We start from the raw sequence: 17,939 nt of genomic DNA, 5'->3' as shown, positions 1-17,939 counted from the left end.
CTTGGATTAACTTGATTACATCTTGGTCAGGATAAGCCTCATAGATATTTTCCACCTGCAATGCAGTTAGAACTTGTTTTAAGAAAGCTCTCTGTCCCTCTATTGTTGTAGGAAGTTCCTGCTTAATCGACTCTAACTGATACCCAAAACCATACTTAGGGTCTTTGTATTCTGTTAGTCTTGCCGTATAAGACGCTCCTATTTCTAATTCGGGCATTGAACCCTTAGCTGTGATGTTCCCATAAGAGTTAAGTCTTACCTTGTGAATATCCTCAAAATCTACTGTGAATGAGTAAATGCCAAATGATGAATCCTCATTGTAATACAATCTCTTTTCGGGTGTTACGGCTAACTCTAACACCTCTTCCATCTAACCTCTCCCTTCAAATTTCCATAATACTACGTTATTTTATCATTATTTTTTACACTTGTCAAAGTGTGGTTTATCCATTATTTATTACACCTGTATAAATAGGAAGGGAAGCAACCCGTCGGCTACTTCCCTTATAAGATGTTTAAAAATGTTAAGTTAAATATATCATTCAAGACGTACAAAGTCAATACGTTATAGGAGAAAAGTTATTCCCTTTTACTTTTTCGTTATTTTATACATTTAACGCATTGACAATGTATTATAGTTGTCCTATAATTAACTTATCGGACATAACGATGACACTTAGACGTAAGTGTAACGGAATAATAACTAGGAAAAATGGAGATGTTTAAAAATGACAGCAACAGTATTAGAACTACACACAGGACTTAAATCAGAAAACGAACGTATCACCAATTCAATCGAGACATTCTTAGAAGGTAAAGGTTTAAAGAGTGCAAACACGAAGACTACATACACTAAGTCAATCAGTCAATTCTTTGAAGATACAAGAGGTAAGAAGCTAGATGAACTTGTAATGACTGATTTAATATTCACATTCGAAGAAGTACAGAACTATCAAATCGCTTTAACTAAAGTGATGAAGGATAAAGAAGGCAAAGTAAGAAAGTATAAGAACAAAACGATTAACGGCAAGATTGATGCTGTAAGAAGTTTATATAAATACCTAATGTCTAACGACTATCCTGTTAAGCGTGCATGGTTTGATATTGACAACCTAACTGAGTTTGACTCTGATAGTTACTCAGTTATCACTTGGGAGGTTGCAGAACAATTCATCAATGCAGTTAAAGGACATAAAGACGGAGAAGTGAAGTCTCTACTAATCGAATTAGCAGTTGTAACAAGCTATAGATTGGATTCTATGCTTGAAATGACGTGGGATTGCTTTGGTGAGAAAAATGGCGTTAAATGCGTAAAAGTACTAGGAAAAGGACAAAAATGGGACGAAAAACCAATAAAAAAGGAACTTTTCGAGCGCTTTATGGAGTTAAAAAAACAGTCTGATTCTGATAGAGTATTCCCTTCGAATTTATACGCTAGAGCAGTAACAAGAATGATGGATAAGCTAAAAAAAGAATTGGGAATTGTTGATAAGAATCTAACGTTTCATAGCTTCAAGAAGTGTGGAATGTATGAGGTAAATGTTATTACTGGCGGAGATATTAAGGAGATTCAACGCCAAGGTAATCACTCTTCTGAGTTAACGCCTCTTAAATTCTATATGGAGCAGAGTAAAGACTTATCTCAGATGCCATGTCTACAGATTGGTGAGCAAGTTGATTTATCACCATTAGAGAGTTTAGATAAGGACGAATTAATTAAGTTGATTATGAATAGCGGTCGTGATGTACAAACAAAGTTAATGCAAACTTTTGAGGCAACAGAACAAAATTAAAGGGAGCTAATATCAGCTCCCCTTACCCTTTTATATGATAGAATCCACGTCTTGCTTTCTTGATTCTTTTGTCTTTAGTTAATACATTTAATAGGCTATCTCTCAATGAGGCTTGGTCTACACCTTTATATTGCTCAGTCAATACATTGAAAACATCATCAAGTAAAACAGCTTCCCCACCGTTTAACGTTAGTATGATTTGATACACTGATTCCGCAATTTCTTTTGGAGTTATTGTCGGACGCACTTCTTCTTTCACCTGTTCCATTACAACTTTAGCGTCCTCTTCATCCATTTCTCTTAGTCGTTCTATCATTTCTTTTCTACGGTCATCTAATCTCATCTTTTCTTTTTCTATGGCAATTAAACTCATCTTTATAGCCATTCTTTCATCAAACACTTCACTCATGTCGTCACCTCTGTTCATTATTATTGACACTTGTCATGTATGAGAACGTCAAATACACCCCTCAGACTTGTCAGATTGATTCCTAAGAGGAGTTTTTCTACTCTGAATATATTTAGCTATAACTCTCATACTAACTCCCTATGAGGCTAGTATACACTCTATATGAAGTTGGAGTTATCGGTCTGTGTATCTATCAATTCTTGACAAGTTTGTTTTAACGTATCTATAACCCTACGTAACACACATCCATACGTCCAAATAGTTTTGCACTCACCCCGACGAGAAACAACGTTACACGTTATTCTCGTGCGTCTGAGGTATACTCTGTAATGATTAAATCGTACAGAGTTACAAACAAACCTACTCCCCACTGACTCTATTATATTAAAAACCGACAACTTGAACAAGTCGTACCAGTTAATTTTTTAATAGGTTAACATTTGAGAACGACTATTAATAAAAAGATATACTTTATATATTATTATTAGTTATATATATAATATTTATTAAATAATTAATAGTAATATATATACATCTCTCTTTATTATATGTCAGTCTCAAATGTTAACCTATTAGATTTTAAATCTCTAAAAACAAAAATAAAGCAAGGGAAACCCTCACTTTATTACGAGATAGATATTTGGACAATGACGACTACTGTCAGCGATTGTCTCTCTTTTAACAGCTAAGTACCCTTTCGTTTCTAGCAGTGAAGTGTATTTTCTAATCGTCCTCCTGCTCATTTTTAATACTCCTGTCATATAATCGTATGTACTTTGCATGTATCCTTTTCTAATACCGTTCTGATATTTTATAAATCCGTAAATCAAGAAGCCTACACAGCCTAATTCTTTGTCTTGGACAATAGACTTGAACACTTCAAAATCAACAGAATGAGTATACTCTACTTGGTAGAAAGTACCGTCCAGTACCCCCTCTTCATACCGTGTATGTGCGAGTAAAGGCGATTTGACTTTTATGCCTCGATATGATATAATATTCTTATTCGGAATATTCTTACGAATGTCACTAGCAGTTTCGAAGTCAAAGAGATTACCTTCCTCGTCGAAGATAGCTCTGACAGGATACTCACTAGTGCTTTTTGTGTATCCGATGCTATCAAGAATACCATTATCCTTAATAATGCTGTTTACAGTTTTGTTGTCAGGGTTGTAGCCTAAAAACTCCTTAATCCTCCGTTGGCTTACAAATTCGTTGTTATCATCAAAATGCAAGCAGTACTTGTACAGGAAATTAATATACGTATAATATGAATAAGCAAACCCGAACTTACTAGCGTTCGTGAAATGGCTCGAAAAGTCCTTAAAAATTTCATTAGGTAAATACACAATCATGTTGACTAACACCAATCCTCTCGTTGTAATAGGTTAACATTTTGTACATTTTATACTAATGTAAAAAATAATGAATGTCAATATTTATTAATATAAAAATTAATGATATAATGTGATTGCAATACATTGCGTCGTTAGAAAGGATATTACACTATGAAATACACAGAGCGAGATACTGGTAAATCAGTTAACTTACACGAAGAACTTGGAATCGACATGTTGCAGGTATCAAATACTGTACTAACGTTCAACCAGTTCCATGAATTTAGTAACCTGCTGTTCCTCGGAATCATGAAAAAAATGCAAAAGATTCAATGCAAACTCCATTTGACCTGTGAAGGTGCAGAATTTGAATCAACTCATTTTGAAGCGAAAGAAGATAACGGACATCACTTATTCTTCGTCGGAGATGATTTAGTTTCTGCTCGTGAGATTAGTTCGATGGATATGTTCTATAACTTACATAAAGAGTTCGTGATTAGACTGTATTACCTCTCAAAGAGCGTCAAAAAATACATTCTATTGCGCTTCATTCCCATCAAATCAGTCCGTAAGCAGTTGATTGCAGAGTCAGACAACAGATTTAATAGCACTTTGGATATGTCAAAGCTGACTAATAATCCATTGAGAAAAGCGATTCGTGAGGCTCAAGTTGATGCAATCATAAAGCCACAACCAAAGCTAGATGGAAGTCGTAGAATGCCCGTCATGTTTAGAGGTTACTGGGCTACTGAATCTGAGCAGTTGAAGCCAAATAATTTTGAGCTAGATAAGGATACCCACATTGCAGAAGCGTTGATGCAATAGCGGAAATTGTTTATTACACCCCCCTCCCCTCGTCGATTTAGGCGTGGGGTATTGCTGTATCTAGAGATAATTGAGTCAGCCAATCGGACAAAAAATGATTTTGCGAAATTAATAGAATGCAAATATAAAATTATCAGCCATTTGGTTATCGAGTTAGCTAACAGTTGAAGCCAAAATCGAAGTGAATCAAAGTTTAATAGATTCGAAATTAATGCTTGTGAGAGCTGAGAAATAAAATGTAAGCCAAAATGATAGAATTGAATACGGAATTTAGCTAACGATGAAGCCTAAAATAAGGGAAATTTTAAGGAGTCATCGTTTTTATTTATGTATTATAAGATTGAAAGCAGATGAATCGGTTGGTTATCGGACAAAATTGAGGTTTGAGTTGAGAGCAAAATAATAGATAAATAAGCGGTTTAGCGATAGCGTTTCGATAGCATCCGAATATAGGGTAAAATCGGACAAAATAATAGGAATTGCAATGAAATTGGCTGACATCGAGTCACCACAGAAAAGTGGGTCTAGGTGATGTACAGTTGCGGGGCGGTTCTATTGGTGATGTCGGTTTGCGATTGTAAACTATCCCCCGTCCTATAACTTTACTTGTGGGACACTCGGCTTTATGGGTGTCGTGGTTCGGCTCGGTTGAGCTTGTTGGCGTCGCTCGTCCCCGTGGTCGTCGGCTCGTCGGCTCGGCTCGGTTGGTCGAGATTTTGCCCACGATATTGCAAGCGATTTGCCCACGGTTGGCGGTTGGGTTTGAGATTCGCCACGGGTTACGGTTGCATGTCGGTCATCGGTTGCAATATAACATATGTCCATCTGTCGAACACTATATCAGCAAATTTGCCACAATATGCCACGCTGACATTTGCTCTCTGAGGCGATTATCTCCTGCGGCACGTACTACCACCTTACTAACTCTCTCAGAATTGCCCACAGGGAATAGCGAAACTCCTAAAAATTTGCCACATAATACCATCACTATAATTATGTGTGTCTTGTGCATGTGTGGGTTGGTCGGCTCTGCCTTGCCTTGGTTGGGTTGGCTTGTCTCACCTGTTATGTGTACATGTCTTGTCATGTCCTTGTGTCTGTCGCTCTCTCTTGTCGTGTCGTGCCTTGTGCCGTTGGCTCGCTTGCTTGTGCGTGTGGTGTGCGTGCGTGTGTGCGTCATGCTGTCATGTGTTGGTGTGGTCGTCTTGGTGTGGTGTGCTTGTGTCATGTGTATGTAGTGTTATACATATGGTGTTATGATATGGTTATGTGGTGCGGTTCTCCTGTTGGTTTCTGTATGGGTAATAGGGTAGGTTATACAGTGGGCTTATATGATGGGCTTGTATGGGGATGTATCAATACAACAACGATAGATAAGGAGTAACAGTCTAACTCTATTCCCTTCCATTATCTCGGTTGTTATTGTCTCACTTATTCCATCTATCTATGAGCATAGCAAAAGAGACAGTGACACTCACATCACTATCCCTTTCCGATTCCTCTTATTCTCTTGTCAATCGCTCGTGTGGTGTCATACACATGTTAATGAATGTTCTATCACTGTATGATATGGAAACATCTACCCACATAGCAGAGGAGATATAAACCTTTATTCTCGGTTGGTCTTTCAACACTATATTATGATTGTTCCCGATGAAGATGATTTGCTCCATCTTGCAGTACTTGAATCCCTTCTCTTCATACGCTACTGTAAACCCGTTTGTTAAATATGCCGTTCCTTTTACTGCATTAAATAACCTACTATCTTTTAACACGTCTAACACCTTGTATAACGTCCTTTCACTCACTTCTATACCATTGGATTCCAACTCAGCTAAAGTGATGTTGTCATGTCCTTCTAGTGCGTCTGTCACTGCCTTGATTGCTTGTGTTGTTGTTGTGATTGGGCTTAATGTCGTCATGTTGTTCTGTCTCCTTTTATTTCCATCGGTTTATTTTCCTGTTTTTTAATTATCAGATATTTCACAAATCAAAAATGATTTATAACTTTATGTAATTCTTTTCCAATCTATCAAGGAAATCAATTTGCTTTTTCGTTTGGCTGATTTTACGATTAATTTTATAGTTGGTAATCAATCTTTTAATTCTAGAAATCATTTTCCATTTCTCCTTTTAGTTGGTCGGGACTCGTGAGAGTCCCAGTTTTTTGATTTTTATTTTCGATTAATTCCAAAAGTCAGATTTTACCCAACTACCATCTTCAGCTTGAACATATCCATCTTTATTTCTATTTTCATCATTCAAATCATTTTCACGAAAAATCTCATCTGAATTATCATTTTCAACTTTTTGAATATCGACAATTCTGTCAGTTGTGTTCAATAAATTCATAGCAACATTAATTTTGTCACCTAGTTTGTAAGTACCATTATTTTCTAAAACCATTGTGTCATTGGGGTTAAATTCATTTACTAGGAAAATATATTCATCATTGTTAAAATCGTTAATTCCCTTTTCATTTGCATCTGTTACAATGTAAGTATTTTGAACCGTTGACATGTTTTGCACATAAACTATTTCAATGTCATCATGGTTAAATTGTACTATTACATTTTGCCCAACCATCGGGATATGATAGTCCATTTCCTCAGCGTTCGCATAAACAAAATCAGTGTCATCATGAATGTTATCCAGTTTGTAATATCCGTCCTCTGTTTTCTCTCCGTTGTATTTAAATTCTTGCATGAAAATGAAATCCTTATTTGTATCATGAGTAGAACGTGCAACCGTTTTGCTTTCCTCTGCTTTTACATTACTGATAATTTCTAAATCCATTGATAGAAAACCTAATCCTAAAATTGCTCCGATAATTCCAATTCCAACCATTTTTTTGATAAACTTTTTCATTTTAATTTCTCCATTCGTTTTTTATTTTTCACTTGACTTTCATTATTTTTTACATTTGTTATTTTTAAAAGAAAGAAATAGTTTGAACCTTTCGAGCGTGAATCAAGATTAACTTTCCATTTACTACCATCATCATTTTAATTTCTTGTACTCGTGTAATTGTTAACATTTTTAAACATCTCCTATTTTTCATTATTTTTTATACCTGTCTCCTCTCGATTGAAAGGAGACAAGCGTCTTTATTAGTTGAATCTTGCTTTTAACTTTACAACCTCGGCTGTAAAATCATTTTCTAACTTGTTCAAGTCACTTCCAACTTTCGAAAATGATAAACCTTTCATTCGAGCGTTGTACCATTGTACTCCGTCCTTTACTGTTAATTCCGTGATGTAAATGTGTTCGTTCTCTCTTACTATTTCTTTAGTCATTTTCCATTTCCTCCTAGTTTGTTTGTCTCAACTACCTTACATTTAATATTTTACTAAAAAACTAGTACACTGTCAATGGATTTTCAAAAATAGTTTATTTATTTTTGTTTCTATTAATGATAACGCTGAGAAGCCTCAGATTCGCCTGTATGCGTTTCTATCCTTCTTATGTGTAATCACATTAGATAACAAACCAGGACAAAAAGCATACTTTTTTCAAAAAATCAAGACTTGTTTTTCATTATTTTTTACATTTATAAAGAATTTCTTTGGCGTGGTCAATCCACTCCGCCAAACACTCACAAGATATATTATCAATTTCAGAAAACTCTGTTTTGTTCTTGTTATAAGATTGCTGAATTTTACTAAATTGAATCATCACTAAATTTTTATCCAGTAATGACAATTCGCTCATATGGTACATTCTGACATCAACAGTCTTTTGCAGAGTCCAAACCGCTTCTAATTTATGGTTTGTTAATTGCTCTCTCACTTGATATAAGCCGTTTGCAAATTGTCCCAATTCGTAAATTTCATTATTATGTCGAACCGCTAAACGGTTTTCAAATTTGATAATTTTACGTTTTAAAATCTTCCCATTAATCAGGACGTTAATTACCATATTGCTAAAGATATTATTATTCACGTACTCTTTAATGAAAGAATAAATTCCATCTTTCTTAGTTTCGTCTACAATCCCCATTGCACGATAAGAAGTTTCAAAAAGTACTACACGATATTTGTTATCAAGGTTATAAGCGTTACCGCCTTTTTGTTCGCCTGTGATATCATCTTTAATTAGAACATACTCATTTTTTAAAACTGGCTTTTCGATTACTACTGTTAAATTATCTGTCATTTTTAAACATCCTATTCTATAAGTTATTTTTGGTTTGTCTCATCAGCATGTAAAGAACCACTTTACATGGACGGGACTCGAAAGTCCCGTTTCGACTTGTGGGAACGTCTTCCCTACATTTGTTATTATAAATGATAACAAATGTATATGTCAATCATTATTTTTTTCATTTGTATCAATCGGGAAAAATTCACCTTTTGTAATCTTGTTTCTAATTGCTTCAATACTAACTGGTACTAGAAGTGGAGAAAACAACCCAATCAGAATAATAAATGCATCCAAAATTTGATTTAACATTTTTAAACACCTTTTTCCTTTAGATTTTTGTAAGTCGTTTGTTCAACTACCTTACATTTAATATTTTACTAAAAAAGAAGTCCACTGTCAATGCATTTAATTAAAATATTTTATTATTTTTTACATTTGTTACGAATCTTTGATTGTAACACTTTTCCCGCTTTTTTCTAAAAAGTTTATAGATTCCCTCAAAGCGGTTTCGGCACTTTCATAGACTACACTTCCCAGTACAAGGCTTATGTATCCATCATGAGCATCGCCACCAATCCAATTTTCAGAACTGGAAATCTCATAATCATAACCGCCACACTCAAGAACAACCTCCATTCCATCTTCTAGCATTTCCACGGCTTCTTCAAATTCAATTGTCATTTTTCATTCTCCTTTTGCTAACCTAATGTTATTATAAATGATAACACATATTTTTGTCAATCATTATTTTTTATACTTGTTACTCATATGTACCGATTGTTAGTTTTAGCGTTTTTTTCTCCATATCAATTTCATATTCACTATAAGAGATTTCAGCCGTTAAATGATTGTCAAGGACAAAATCCTCATCTAAATCTTCATCATGTTCCCTAACTAGTTCTATGTAGTCTCTCTGCATTCTCTCCGCACTTCTAGTTGTATCCAAATCACCAAGCGAAATACTTCCACATACAGACGCTAACTCTCCGTAACTAGTTTCCAATTCTTTACCATTGATAATTACAGTCCCGTCTATAATTCCTTTGATTGCATTTCCACCAATTAAATGTGCTACTATCATTTTCATTTCCTCTTTTCTATATAATGGTTGTTTTGTTAACCTAATGTTATTATAAATGATAACTAATCTAAAAGTCAATCATTATTTTTTACACTTGTAATTTAAATTTCAAAACTTAATTGCTCCAACTCCATTGCATACATTCGAGCCGTTTGTTTTAGTACACATACCGCCTGTGACAATGAAATACTTTTAACGCCAATTCTACTAATATAGAATTTTAATTCTTTTGCTCGTTCATCCCAGTATTGTAATTTAATTCCGTTTAAATTACCGTCTCTTTCAAGACAAACTTTAATTTCCTCTTTTGTAGCAGGTAGCAAAGGAATTAAAGTTTTTAAACCGATTCCATTTACAACATTTGTGTAAAATTCTTCGTGGCTCATGATTTCCCCAGTTTCCTTGACCATCATAGAATTAACCTTGTTAAACTCTTTTAAATTCATTTTATTTTCCACCTTTTCATTTTTGTTTAATGTATCACTGATTCTTTCATTTATTTGGTCAAGAGCTTCCCAAAACCATTCAGTGCCTCGTAATTCTTTACGAGTTTCATTTTCTTTAGCTATCCAGTTTTTAATGAACGTAGTATCAGTAATTAGAGACCACTCTTTATTTAAAGTGCGTTCCACATATGCTTGAACCTCTTCTACAGTCTCGCCAATCTGTGAAGCGATTGACACCGTACCATCCGTACATTTAATTAAGAAAGAATATTTGTTTAATGTTTCAGCTTGTGTCAGTTCCATTTTAATTTCCACCTTTTTATTTTATTTTTGAATCTATAGTTATTATAAATGATAACAATTGCAGATGTCAATCATTATTTTTTACATTTGTGAAATCACTTTCTTTTCGGCTTGTCTCATCAGTATGAATAGAGCCACTATTTCACAGACTGGGAATTATTCCCCAGTTTCGACAGTTGATTTATGAATTTTGTACTTTGTAATATCTATCACTTTGTAGCCTGACTCTTCTAATCTCTCGCCTAAAGACTCCGACAGAGGGTAAACGGTTAATATATCACCTTGAACCTCGTCTGTGAAGTTCTCAGCACTCACAAAGCCTTGTATGTCGTTTTCATCAGGATTTATATAATCATATCCCGCCACCAAATCCAAATCATATGTAAAACCTAGTTCACTACTTTGTAGTTCACGAAACTGTGAAATTTTGTAAATATATTTTTCATCGTTAATTACATGCACTTGCGTTCTTAATTGTATCATTTTTGGTTTCCTCCTTTTATTCGTGCGTCTCCGTGTATTTTACTTCCATCCACGTATAATGTTCGGATAATTTTTCATGAATCTTTTTCGCCTCGGCTTGTGCCTGTTTTTCTTCTTCCTCTTTGTATACAATTACAACCATATCTTCTGATAAATCCCCATTACTATCTAAAAGGTTAACCATTAAATCAAAACCGCTTTCGCCTTCGTCTCCATTCCAATTGAAAAGCTCGACTTGCAATTTGCTCACTCTTGATTCATTAATCTTTTTCTTTACTTCTCTCAAATCCATATTACGTTCCATTTTTAAACATCTCCTCTGTTGTGTCTGTAGTTATTATAAATGATAACAAGATAGTGTGTCAACAATTATTTTTTACACTTATGAAATTTGCTTTCAAATTCAGAAAGCACTATTTATATAGGTGAATCAAATTTGTTCTTATATGTCTACTCACTTCTGCAATTCCTTCTGTGATATCTTCTAGAATTAATGTTCCATCTTCATCAATAGCCACGCTCATAGCATCTTCCCCAAACGTGTTATGCTCCAATAAATAGAATTTTCTTCCATAGAACGATGTCTCGTCAATCACGTACCATGTCCCTCTATGTCCTTTTACAACTACATTACTTTTATCAAATTTCATTCTCTTTCTCCTTCCCTTATACCTTCTTCGTTATTATAAATGATAACAAAACGATATGTCAACAACTAATTTCATCAGTGGTATCGCTTGTTTTCCGTTTGTTATTACGCCTCTAATACTACAGGAAAAGAAATCCACTGTCAATGGGTTTTGAGAAATATTTTTATTTTGGTGTTTTCAATCACGCATATATATAGAAGAAACTCGAAACTACCATATAAAGAGCATTTCGACTTACATTGTATTTTTTATTCATAATTATCTGACTATAATCGCAGCAAAAAACCAGTAAACAAAATCAAAATAGAGACAACAGGAAGAATGAGAGACAGAGCGATGACATAGGCGAGCGGTACGGCTCGTTCATTTTTGACACTCAGCTCGTATCCATTTCTATGATTTACAATGAAATCGTATTAAGTAATAGGCACGCACATATTCCCACCAATATATGCACCACAATACACATAGGCGCAGGTGCAAGCACCACATATACTCACTAACGCTAGCACACACTATGTATTGTGCATCTATCATAGGAGTACACACCTATATTTTTAGTGTGCATTATGTATCCATTTCTACAATTCATAATGAAAACGCATTAAGTAATAGGCGCTCAAATATTGCCACCAATATAATATATAATAGGCACATATATAACATACTATTATAGTAGTTGTATATAAATTACATAATAAGACATAGCATTATATAACTATATATAATGTAACATATTGTAATGGCATCTTATGTAAGAGATTAATATATAATAGAATGTATATTAATCTAGGACAGATTCATAGAAGAAGATAGAAATGTACATATAATAGGCGTCGCATAATGATGCATTTACACGTTACACATACAGTAATATGCAGGTGTCTTTGTGATGTCTCAGCTAAGCATGGCGCATTTCATATGCAAGGACATGCGAATCAGCAACGGAATGGCATACAGCTATATATACAGCGCTTAGAATACAAAACAAATTAACAGATTAATATAGAGAGAATTATATATACGTGTATTTGCGGTGCAGGTGCGACGACACATGGAATCGCTGAGGCAAAAATCACTTAGTTGCGAAGCATTTACAAGCCTCCCTAAGCCTCCCGAAACGTTGATGTTTTGCGACGTGTCGTTGACGGATTCTGTCATGCTCTATCGAGCTGTATGGCGTCACTATGATTGTATAAAAGAGTGATTTTACCTCAACATAGCATGGAAACCACAAATCAAAATTCGTTAATTTGCAACGGATTCTGAAATCAGAAATCAAATTCGGATTGCGAAATCAAAAAGAAATCCCGAAATCAGTTTCCGAAACCAAATTCAAAAACCAAATTCAAAAATGAACCTCCAAGAACAACAGCGAAACTCAAATGATTTTCAGACCTGTTCCCCACCTCCTCACGGCAAATCCATGAATCAAAACACATTTTGTAAATAATTTTCGTTTTATACAATCCACAAATCATAAAAGAAATCGAGAAATCATAAAAGAAAATTGAAAAAGAGAATCAAATTTAGAATCCCGAAAAGAAAATCATTCTCTATGCTTTCCTATACCTTTTAGCCTCACGAATCGAGTTTCTTCTATAAATAGGACTCCGTTGGAATCCACAAATCAAAAACAAATTATATAATATTATATAATGTAATATAAAATATTATAATAAATCCATTGACAGTGGATGGGTAAAAATGTATACTAATCCATGTAATCAACAAACGGGAGCTGATAAGCAACAAGAAACCCGAAAGCATAATTAATTTATTACTTGTCTTTAACTAGACAAATCTCAAAACAGAAACAAAAAATGATTTTAGGAATTAAGGGGATGTTTAAAAATGAAATTAGAATTTTCACGTCATGCACAGGAGCGTATCACAGAGCGTCATATTACACGAGGAGAAATTGTTTGTGCTGTATTATATGGAAATCGAGAAAAGGCAAACAAACGTTGGACATTCGAATATACATATAAAGATTTTGTTATTGTGGTTGCAGAACATGAAAATGGCAAAATGGTTGTGGTATCATGTGAGTATACACAAAAATTTACCAAATACGCTAAGAAATTCGCAAAACAAAACGGAATCGGATTCTACAAAGCTCTTAGACGCTTGAGAGAATCTAACTTTACACTAGCATCATAAGAAAAGAGGAAACGACATTGAAAACTAGTATAGAAACTATTGATTCCAGTCTTTTGTTTGACTGTGAAATGATGATGATTGCTACAGGAAAAAGCTTTAGTCAACTGGAAAAGCAGTACAAGAGTGATATAAGCGCTCATGAGCAGTATTTAGAAAGAAACATTGACACAGACGGGAATAAACTTTCTCAGGAGCTTAGAGAAACATATGTGGAGGCAATAGAAAGTTTTAATATAGCTTTAAAAACAGTGCAGAAATATATTGCATTTTTGAATGGCGAAATAGATGTTGCTATCTCTGAAAATGAAAGATGTAAAGGTATTAACTATCAACGAATACCTTTTTCTTACCATCAAGCTCAAATTAAAGAAATAATAACTTTAAATCTATCTGATAGCGTTAAAGTTATTAAAAAGCATTTCCCAAGCGAATACAATAAATATAAGTCACTACTTAAATCTTAAATATTAATTTTAGAGGTGTTTAAAAATGTTACCGAAGAAATATGACAAGTATGACCGTATAGAAGTAGATGAAAAAGATTTTGAAAGAATCTCAAAATGGGTTCACAACCATTACGAATCAGAGAATGGAGCTTTCCCACTAGAGAAAGGCATCTTGCAAATCAATGCACAATTTAACGGGTTGGACGCAACTTCGTTTAATGTGTTCGAGCTACATAAGAACTATATCAACATTGAAATATATGATAGTAAAGAAGACAAGCTATTAGAATTTGAAATTCGAAACACCAATGGTGAATTGAAGTATAAACTTAAAGACTCATTTAAAATGAAGAGTCCATCATTACAAACTCAGGCGGATTTTAGGAATAATCGTATGATGAGTTTTACAGCTAAGATGTTCATGCAAATCATGTACTTCATGGCTAACTTCATAGAAGAGAAGAGAGTTGTTCGTGAGATGAATCCTCAATACCAACCATCTAATCTATTAGAAGTTAAACCTAAAGCAACGCCTGTAAAAAGGTCTATGAGGACTATTGGACGAACAATATATAGGCTTACAGCTAATCGTGAAGTGTTAGAAAAACGCCCTTACGAGCGTCATACAGACGCTTGGACTCGTCGAGGTCATTTTAGATATCTCAAGAACGGTAATCGTGTTTGGATTGAACCAACCGTTGTTAAAGCAAAAGGCGTTAAGACAGCAGAAATTGAATCGGCTACTTATAAATTGTAGTTGTATAGTATCTTTGAATACTATTTCTATAAAGGATTTCAAGATAATATTTAAAGATACTATTTTAATAAAATCCATTGACAGTGGATTTATAATGTTATATGATATTATTAAATGTTATATATTATTATATAATCGTATATAACATAATGTATTGTAATGAATAGGAGATGTTTAAAATGAAAATTCGTGTCGTACAACTCAACGAGAACGAACGACCAGTAGTAGCAGAAATCGACGCATCACAAGAAATTTTCAGTAAAGGCTTAGAAGGCGCTATTGTCACGGATGATATCCATCTATGGTTCAAGAACGAAAAAGATGAAGAAGATGTTTTGAAAGATAATCTTATCTTTGCGTATGAAGACCTAGAGTGGGAAGTAATCTGTGGCAATGCATTTTTCGCATCATACATCGGAGGAAAAGACACCTTATCTTTGACTGATAAACAAATCACAGAAATACAAAACAGAATAACGCCAGTAATAACACGTACAGGCGAAACGTTATTCGCAATCCGTTTAGACCAATAAAGCATAATAGGAGATGTTTAAAAATGAAAATACGTGTCGTAAAAGTTAATATGGGTGAGAAGCCAAGAATCACAGAAATTGAAGATACTCTAGAGGCTTCAAAGGAAGTTGTCGGTGGCTACATAGAACGTGTTGCAATCGGAACTGAGATTGATTTATGGATTAATGAAGAAGGAAAACTAGATGACGAGTTAAAGGAAAATATCGTTCTAGTCACTAAAGGTCGTCCCTATGATGTCGTTCACGGCAATGTATTCTTCGCATCACATGATGACTCAGGCAATACAATCTCTCTAACCGACGAGCAAATAGAAGATTTAAAACGAAGAACAATGTCGGCAGTTACACCAACAGGTGAAGAACTAATGGCAATCATTGTAGACTAATCGAAATTTTAAATAGGAGATGAACAACTTATGTTAAATGAAGCGCAATCATTCAACGATACACGAACAAATGATTTCCGACACATTTCTGATAGAGATTTCAAATATCTTCAGTCGTTAATCCCCGTTATGGGCAAAGCAACACCTGTAGTAGATGGAACTGATTACGAGTTAGAAATGATGGGGATTTCCCCAACAAAACTAATCAATTACTTCGAAACAGATGAATTTGCTGATTTAATTTTCCGATGCTCAATAGGTGAGTTCGATACAGATAATGGCGATTTAGTAATTAAACACACTCAAGATGAAGAGTTTGTTGTAGGCGGAGTACAATATGAAATCACCGTCAAATATGTAGATAATGACGTCGTATTTGGATACTATCTCGACAAAGGTGACAAAAACTACTTTTTAAGCAAGTCTCTCAAGAGACGTGGAGAAATTCAATTCCTAGAAAAGTTCTTATTCCTCAACGATACATATGTTCAGACTGAGTTTTAAACCATCGAAGAGCTTCGGCTCTTCTTTTTTATTGAAATTATTTAAAATAATCCATTGACAGTGGATTTATAATGTATTATATTATAAGAGTAAGTTATGTGATATTAATTTATCGAACATTATATAATGTAATATAATATAATGTTATGTAAGTTAATATAAAATAATATTATAGGAGATGTTATAAAAATGGCTACTTTAAGAGAGAAATTGATTGATTCATTGCAAATCTCAGAAGACCATCCAAAAGTGGACGCACTAATATTTACAAGATTGGTCGGTATCGAATGCGCTGACTACTGTACACGATGTGGCGGTACTGGCAACTATTCATACAATCCGATGCACGGTTCTACTTGTTTCAAGTGTGACGGTAGAAAATATCAAATGCCAAAAATTACGAAAAAGCTTCTAGTGAAAGTTGAAGAGGCAATCGCAGAAGGGAAGTTACAGCATTACTTTGAAGAAACGCAGAAGAGACAGAAAATCAAGTTATTCATAAAAGAGATAACAAGATATGAAGTATATTCAGATACAATGTTCAAGGATGACGATTTTGGTAAATACTACGACGCAGGACAGAAAAAAGATAACTCATACGAACACCATGTATATGAGCTATGGACGAGTCATGATAAATTTATAGAAAGCATCAAAGAGAAGTGTCGATACTTCGGTAGAAATGTCCATCCAAGACTAGCTCAGAAGAAAGCTGAGATGGAGAAAGATATTTTTGATAACTACAAAGAATACTTTGAACGAATCAGAGAGAACTACAGTATCCTAACTGATAAAGATAGATTGATTACATATGCAACAAAGAAACAAGAACAACGAAAATCTGAGCAAAAAGAGTCGCTTATAAAGCTATTGAAAGAATCCGTGGAAGCAGAGGACTGGAAGATGGTGAACTTCTGCTCAGAGGGATTAATGAATATACAGGAGGGCAAGAAGCCCTTCTAGGCTTCATTAATAACAAATCAGCAGATTACTTGCAATCATTGGTAGGTATAGTATAAGATAACAATACAGAAATTAAAAATAATGAATAAGGGGATATCGTTATGTATATTAGAGAGTTTGAAGTAACAACGAACGCAACGTTCAAACACGGTTGGGAGTTATTTGGATATCAAAAAGAATTTATTGGTGCTGTCCAAAACGTAGAGGCGATGGCTATTGGCTTAGGTCGTCAATTCTTGTTTGATGATATGTTATTTAATGTTGTAGACATCGAGCGACTAGAGGGCGAAACTCGCTATCATTTAGATGAAGTACGACCTGCACCAATCAAACTGGAAGTTTAATTACAACTGTAAAAAATAATAAAAAGCAACATTCTATATGTTGCTTTTCCTAACCACCTGTGTTATCATTAATAGTAACAATATAAGGAGTTGACATTATGGGAAATCAAACAAATCAAGAGCAGATGATTGCAGAACAAAAAGAGCAATTCGCAAAAATTATTAAACAGCAAATGAAAAACCGCAATCTAACTGTTAGAGGTGTTGCAGAGCTAATTGAAAATTTCAGCTTCCCTCAATTAACTCGTATCACAGGCGGAAAGAACTATAATATTGACACTCTAATTAAAGTTCTAGATGTACTTGGACTTGAGTTAAACGTCACGTTGAAAGACATTGACAACAAAGATAGTAAGTAAGAAGGAGATATAAG

At 34.3% G+C, this 17,939-nt stretch carries 26 protein-coding genes; 12 read left to right on the top strand and 14 right to left on the bottom strand.

Annotation, left to right across the window (positions count from 1 at the left end; translation table 11 throughout):
• The coding region (locus AC1Q8N_RS26850) for a YrrC family ATP-dependent DNA helicase (protein WP_493521490.1) at positions 1 to 370 on the bottom strand (370 nt) is incomplete at its 3' end.
• A gap of 358 nt (positions 371 to 728) precedes the next feature.
• On the opposite strand from AC1Q8N_RS26850, the gene AC1Q8N_RS26845 reads away from it, so the two are divergent.
• Positions 729 to 1,793, top strand: a complete 1,065-nt coding sequence (locus tag AC1Q8N_RS26845; protein ID WP_098640083.1) for a tyrosine-type recombinase/integrase — start codon at positions 729 to 731, stop codon at positions 1,791 to 1,793.
• A gap of 22 nt (positions 1,794 to 1,815) precedes the next feature.
• Here AC1Q8N_RS26845 and AC1Q8N_RS26840 read toward each other — a convergent pair whose 3' ends face one another.
• Together AC1Q8N_RS26840 and AC1Q8N_RS26835 are read right to left on the bottom strand one after the other, a co-directional pair.
• A complete protein-coding gene (locus AC1Q8N_RS26840; RefSeq protein WP_098640084.1) occupies positions 1,816 to 2,202 on the bottom strand; it encodes a hypothetical protein in 387 nt (128 codons plus the stop codon).
• Positions 2,203 to 2,819: 617 nt separating this feature from the next.
• Positions 2,820 to 3,437, bottom strand: a complete 618-nt coding sequence (locus tag AC1Q8N_RS26835) for a hypothetical protein (protein WP_141533780.1) — start codon at positions 3,435 to 3,437, stop codon at positions 2,820 to 2,822.
• A 273-nt stretch (positions 3,438 to 3,710) separates the two neighbouring features.
• On the opposite strand from AC1Q8N_RS26835, the gene AC1Q8N_RS26830 reads away from it, so the two are divergent.
• Together AC1Q8N_RS26830 and AC1Q8N_RS26825 are read left to right on the top strand one after the other, a co-directional pair.
• Positions 3,711 to 4,364 carry a hypothetical protein gene (locus AC1Q8N_RS26830; protein WP_098640085.1) on the top strand — a complete coding sequence of 218 codons (654 nt, stop codon included), beginning with the start codon at positions 3,711 to 3,713 and terminating at the stop codon, positions 4,362 to 4,364.
• Positions 4,365 to 5,439: 1,075 nt separating this feature from the next.
• A complete protein-coding gene (locus AC1Q8N_RS26825) occupies positions 5,440 to 5,748 on the top strand; it encodes a hypothetical protein (protein WP_493521489.1) in 309 nt (102 codons plus the stop codon).
• A gap of 118 nt (positions 5,749 to 5,866) precedes the next feature.
• Here AC1Q8N_RS26825 and AC1Q8N_RS26820 read toward each other — a convergent pair whose 3' ends face one another.
• From AC1Q8N_RS26820 to AC1Q8N_RS26770, 11 genes are all read right to left on the bottom strand, one after another.
• Complete coding sequence (locus AC1Q8N_RS26820) at positions 5,867 to 6,286, bottom strand: hypothetical protein (protein WP_098392919.1); 420 nt, start codon at positions 6,284 to 6,286, stop codon at positions 5,867 to 5,869.
• A 262-nt stretch (positions 6,287 to 6,548) separates the two neighbouring features.
• Positions 6,549 to 7,232: a hypothetical protein gene (locus AC1Q8N_RS26815; protein ID WP_493521488.1), complete on the bottom strand. Its 684-nt coding sequence runs from the start codon at positions 7,230 to 7,232 to the stop codon at positions 6,549 to 6,551.
• Positions 7,233 to 7,474: 242 nt separating this feature from the next.
• Positions 7,475 to 7,660, bottom strand: coding sequence for a hypothetical protein (locus AC1Q8N_RS26810; protein WP_098392917.1), 186 nt, complete (start codon positions 7,658 to 7,660; stop codon positions 7,475 to 7,477).
• A gap of 241 nt (positions 7,661 to 7,901) precedes the next feature.
• Complete coding sequence (locus AC1Q8N_RS26805) at positions 7,902 to 8,519, bottom strand: hypothetical protein (RefSeq protein WP_098392916.1); 618 nt, start codon at positions 8,517 to 8,519, stop codon at positions 7,902 to 7,904.
• 150 nt (positions 8,520 to 8,669) lie between these two features.
• Positions 8,670 to 8,816 carry a hypothetical protein gene (locus AC1Q8N_RS26800; RefSeq protein WP_176523184.1) on the bottom strand — a complete coding sequence of 49 codons (147 nt, stop codon included), beginning with the start codon at positions 8,814 to 8,816 and terminating at the stop codon, positions 8,670 to 8,672.
• 129 nt (positions 8,817 to 8,945) lie between these two features.
• On the bottom strand, positions 8,946 to 9,188 hold the full coding sequence (locus AC1Q8N_RS26795; protein WP_493521487.1) for a hypothetical protein: 243 nt from the start codon (positions 9,186 to 9,188) through the stop codon (positions 8,946 to 8,948).
• A gap of 79 nt (positions 9,189 to 9,267) precedes the next feature.
• Positions 9,268 to 9,588 carry a hypothetical protein gene (locus AC1Q8N_RS26790; protein WP_493521486.1) on the bottom strand — a complete coding sequence of 107 codons (321 nt, stop codon included), beginning with the start codon at positions 9,586 to 9,588 and terminating at the stop codon, positions 9,268 to 9,270.
• Between the two features lie 101 nt (positions 9,589 to 9,689).
• Complete coding sequence (locus AC1Q8N_RS26785; RefSeq protein ID WP_493521485.1) at positions 9,690 to 10,337, bottom strand: hypothetical protein; 648 nt, start codon at positions 10,335 to 10,337, stop codon at positions 9,690 to 9,692.
• A gap of 156 nt (positions 10,338 to 10,493) precedes the next feature.
• Complete coding sequence (locus AC1Q8N_RS26780; RefSeq protein ID WP_493521484.1) at positions 10,494 to 10,820, bottom strand: hypothetical protein; 327 nt, start codon at positions 10,818 to 10,820, stop codon at positions 10,494 to 10,496.
• Between the two features lie 16 nt (positions 10,821 to 10,836).
• Positions 10,837 to 11,124, bottom strand: a complete 288-nt coding sequence (locus AC1Q8N_RS26775; protein ID WP_493521483.1) for a hypothetical protein — start codon at positions 11,122 to 11,124, stop codon at positions 10,837 to 10,839.
• Positions 11,125 to 11,233: 109 nt separating this feature from the next.
• On the bottom strand, positions 11,234 to 11,470 hold the full coding sequence (locus AC1Q8N_RS26770) for a hypothetical protein (RefSeq protein ID WP_098392911.1): 237 nt from the start codon (positions 11,468 to 11,470) through the stop codon (positions 11,234 to 11,236).
• A 1,854-nt stretch (positions 11,471 to 13,324) separates the two neighbouring features.
• Between AC1Q8N_RS26770 and AC1Q8N_RS26765 the strand changes: the two genes are divergently transcribed.
• From AC1Q8N_RS26765 to AC1Q8N_RS26725, 9 genes are all read left to right on the top strand, one after another.
• Positions 13,325 to 13,633 (top strand): DUF4258 domain-containing protein, encoded by a 309-nt coding sequence (locus AC1Q8N_RS26765; RefSeq protein WP_098392910.1) that lies wholly within the window; start codon positions 13,325 to 13,327, stop codon positions 13,631 to 13,633.
• Between the two features lie 17 nt (positions 13,634 to 13,650).
• A complete protein-coding gene (locus tag AC1Q8N_RS26760; RefSeq protein WP_098640093.1) occupies positions 13,651 to 14,097 on the top strand; it encodes a hypothetical protein in 447 nt (148 codons plus the stop codon).
• Between the two features lie 25 nt (positions 14,098 to 14,122).
• The gene (locus AC1Q8N_RS26755; protein WP_098640094.1) at positions 14,123 to 14,836 is read left to right on the top strand and encodes a hypothetical protein; all 714 of its coding nucleotides are present in this window, start codon (positions 14,123 to 14,125) and stop codon (positions 14,834 to 14,836) included.
• A gap of 179 nt (positions 14,837 to 15,015) precedes the next feature.
• Entirely contained in the window at positions 15,016 to 15,369 is a 354-nt protein-coding gene (locus tag AC1Q8N_RS26750) for a hypothetical protein (protein ID WP_098640095.1), read from the top strand.
• Between the two features lie 23 nt (positions 15,370 to 15,392).
• Positions 15,393 to 15,755 (top strand): DUF3846 domain-containing protein, encoded by a 363-nt coding sequence (locus AC1Q8N_RS26745; RefSeq protein ID WP_098640096.1) that lies wholly within the window; start codon positions 15,393 to 15,395, stop codon positions 15,753 to 15,755.
• A 30-nt stretch (positions 15,756 to 15,785) separates the two neighbouring features.
• Positions 15,786 to 16,259, top strand: coding sequence for a hypothetical protein (locus AC1Q8N_RS26740; RefSeq protein WP_098640097.1), 474 nt, complete (start codon positions 15,786 to 15,788; stop codon positions 16,257 to 16,259).
• A gap of 189 nt (positions 16,260 to 16,448) precedes the next feature.
• Entirely contained in the window at positions 16,449 to 17,222 is a 774-nt protein-coding gene (locus AC1Q8N_RS26735) for a hypothetical protein (RefSeq protein WP_493521482.1), read from the top strand.
• Positions 17,223 to 17,323: 101 nt separating this feature from the next.
• Positions 17,324 to 17,566, top strand: a complete 243-nt coding sequence (locus AC1Q8N_RS26730; RefSeq protein WP_098392903.1) for a hypothetical protein — start codon at positions 17,324 to 17,326, stop codon at positions 17,564 to 17,566.
• A gap of 98 nt (positions 17,567 to 17,664) precedes the next feature.
• Positions 17,665 to 17,925, top strand: a complete 261-nt coding sequence (locus AC1Q8N_RS26725) for a helix-turn-helix domain-containing protein (protein WP_098392902.1) — start codon at positions 17,665 to 17,667, stop codon at positions 17,923 to 17,925.
• Positions 17,926 to 17,939 lie beyond the last annotated feature (14 nt).

The organism is Bacillus sp. GW823-FHT06B01 (assembly GCF_058952315.1).
This window is presented reverse-complemented; position numbering and strand designations above follow the sequence as displayed.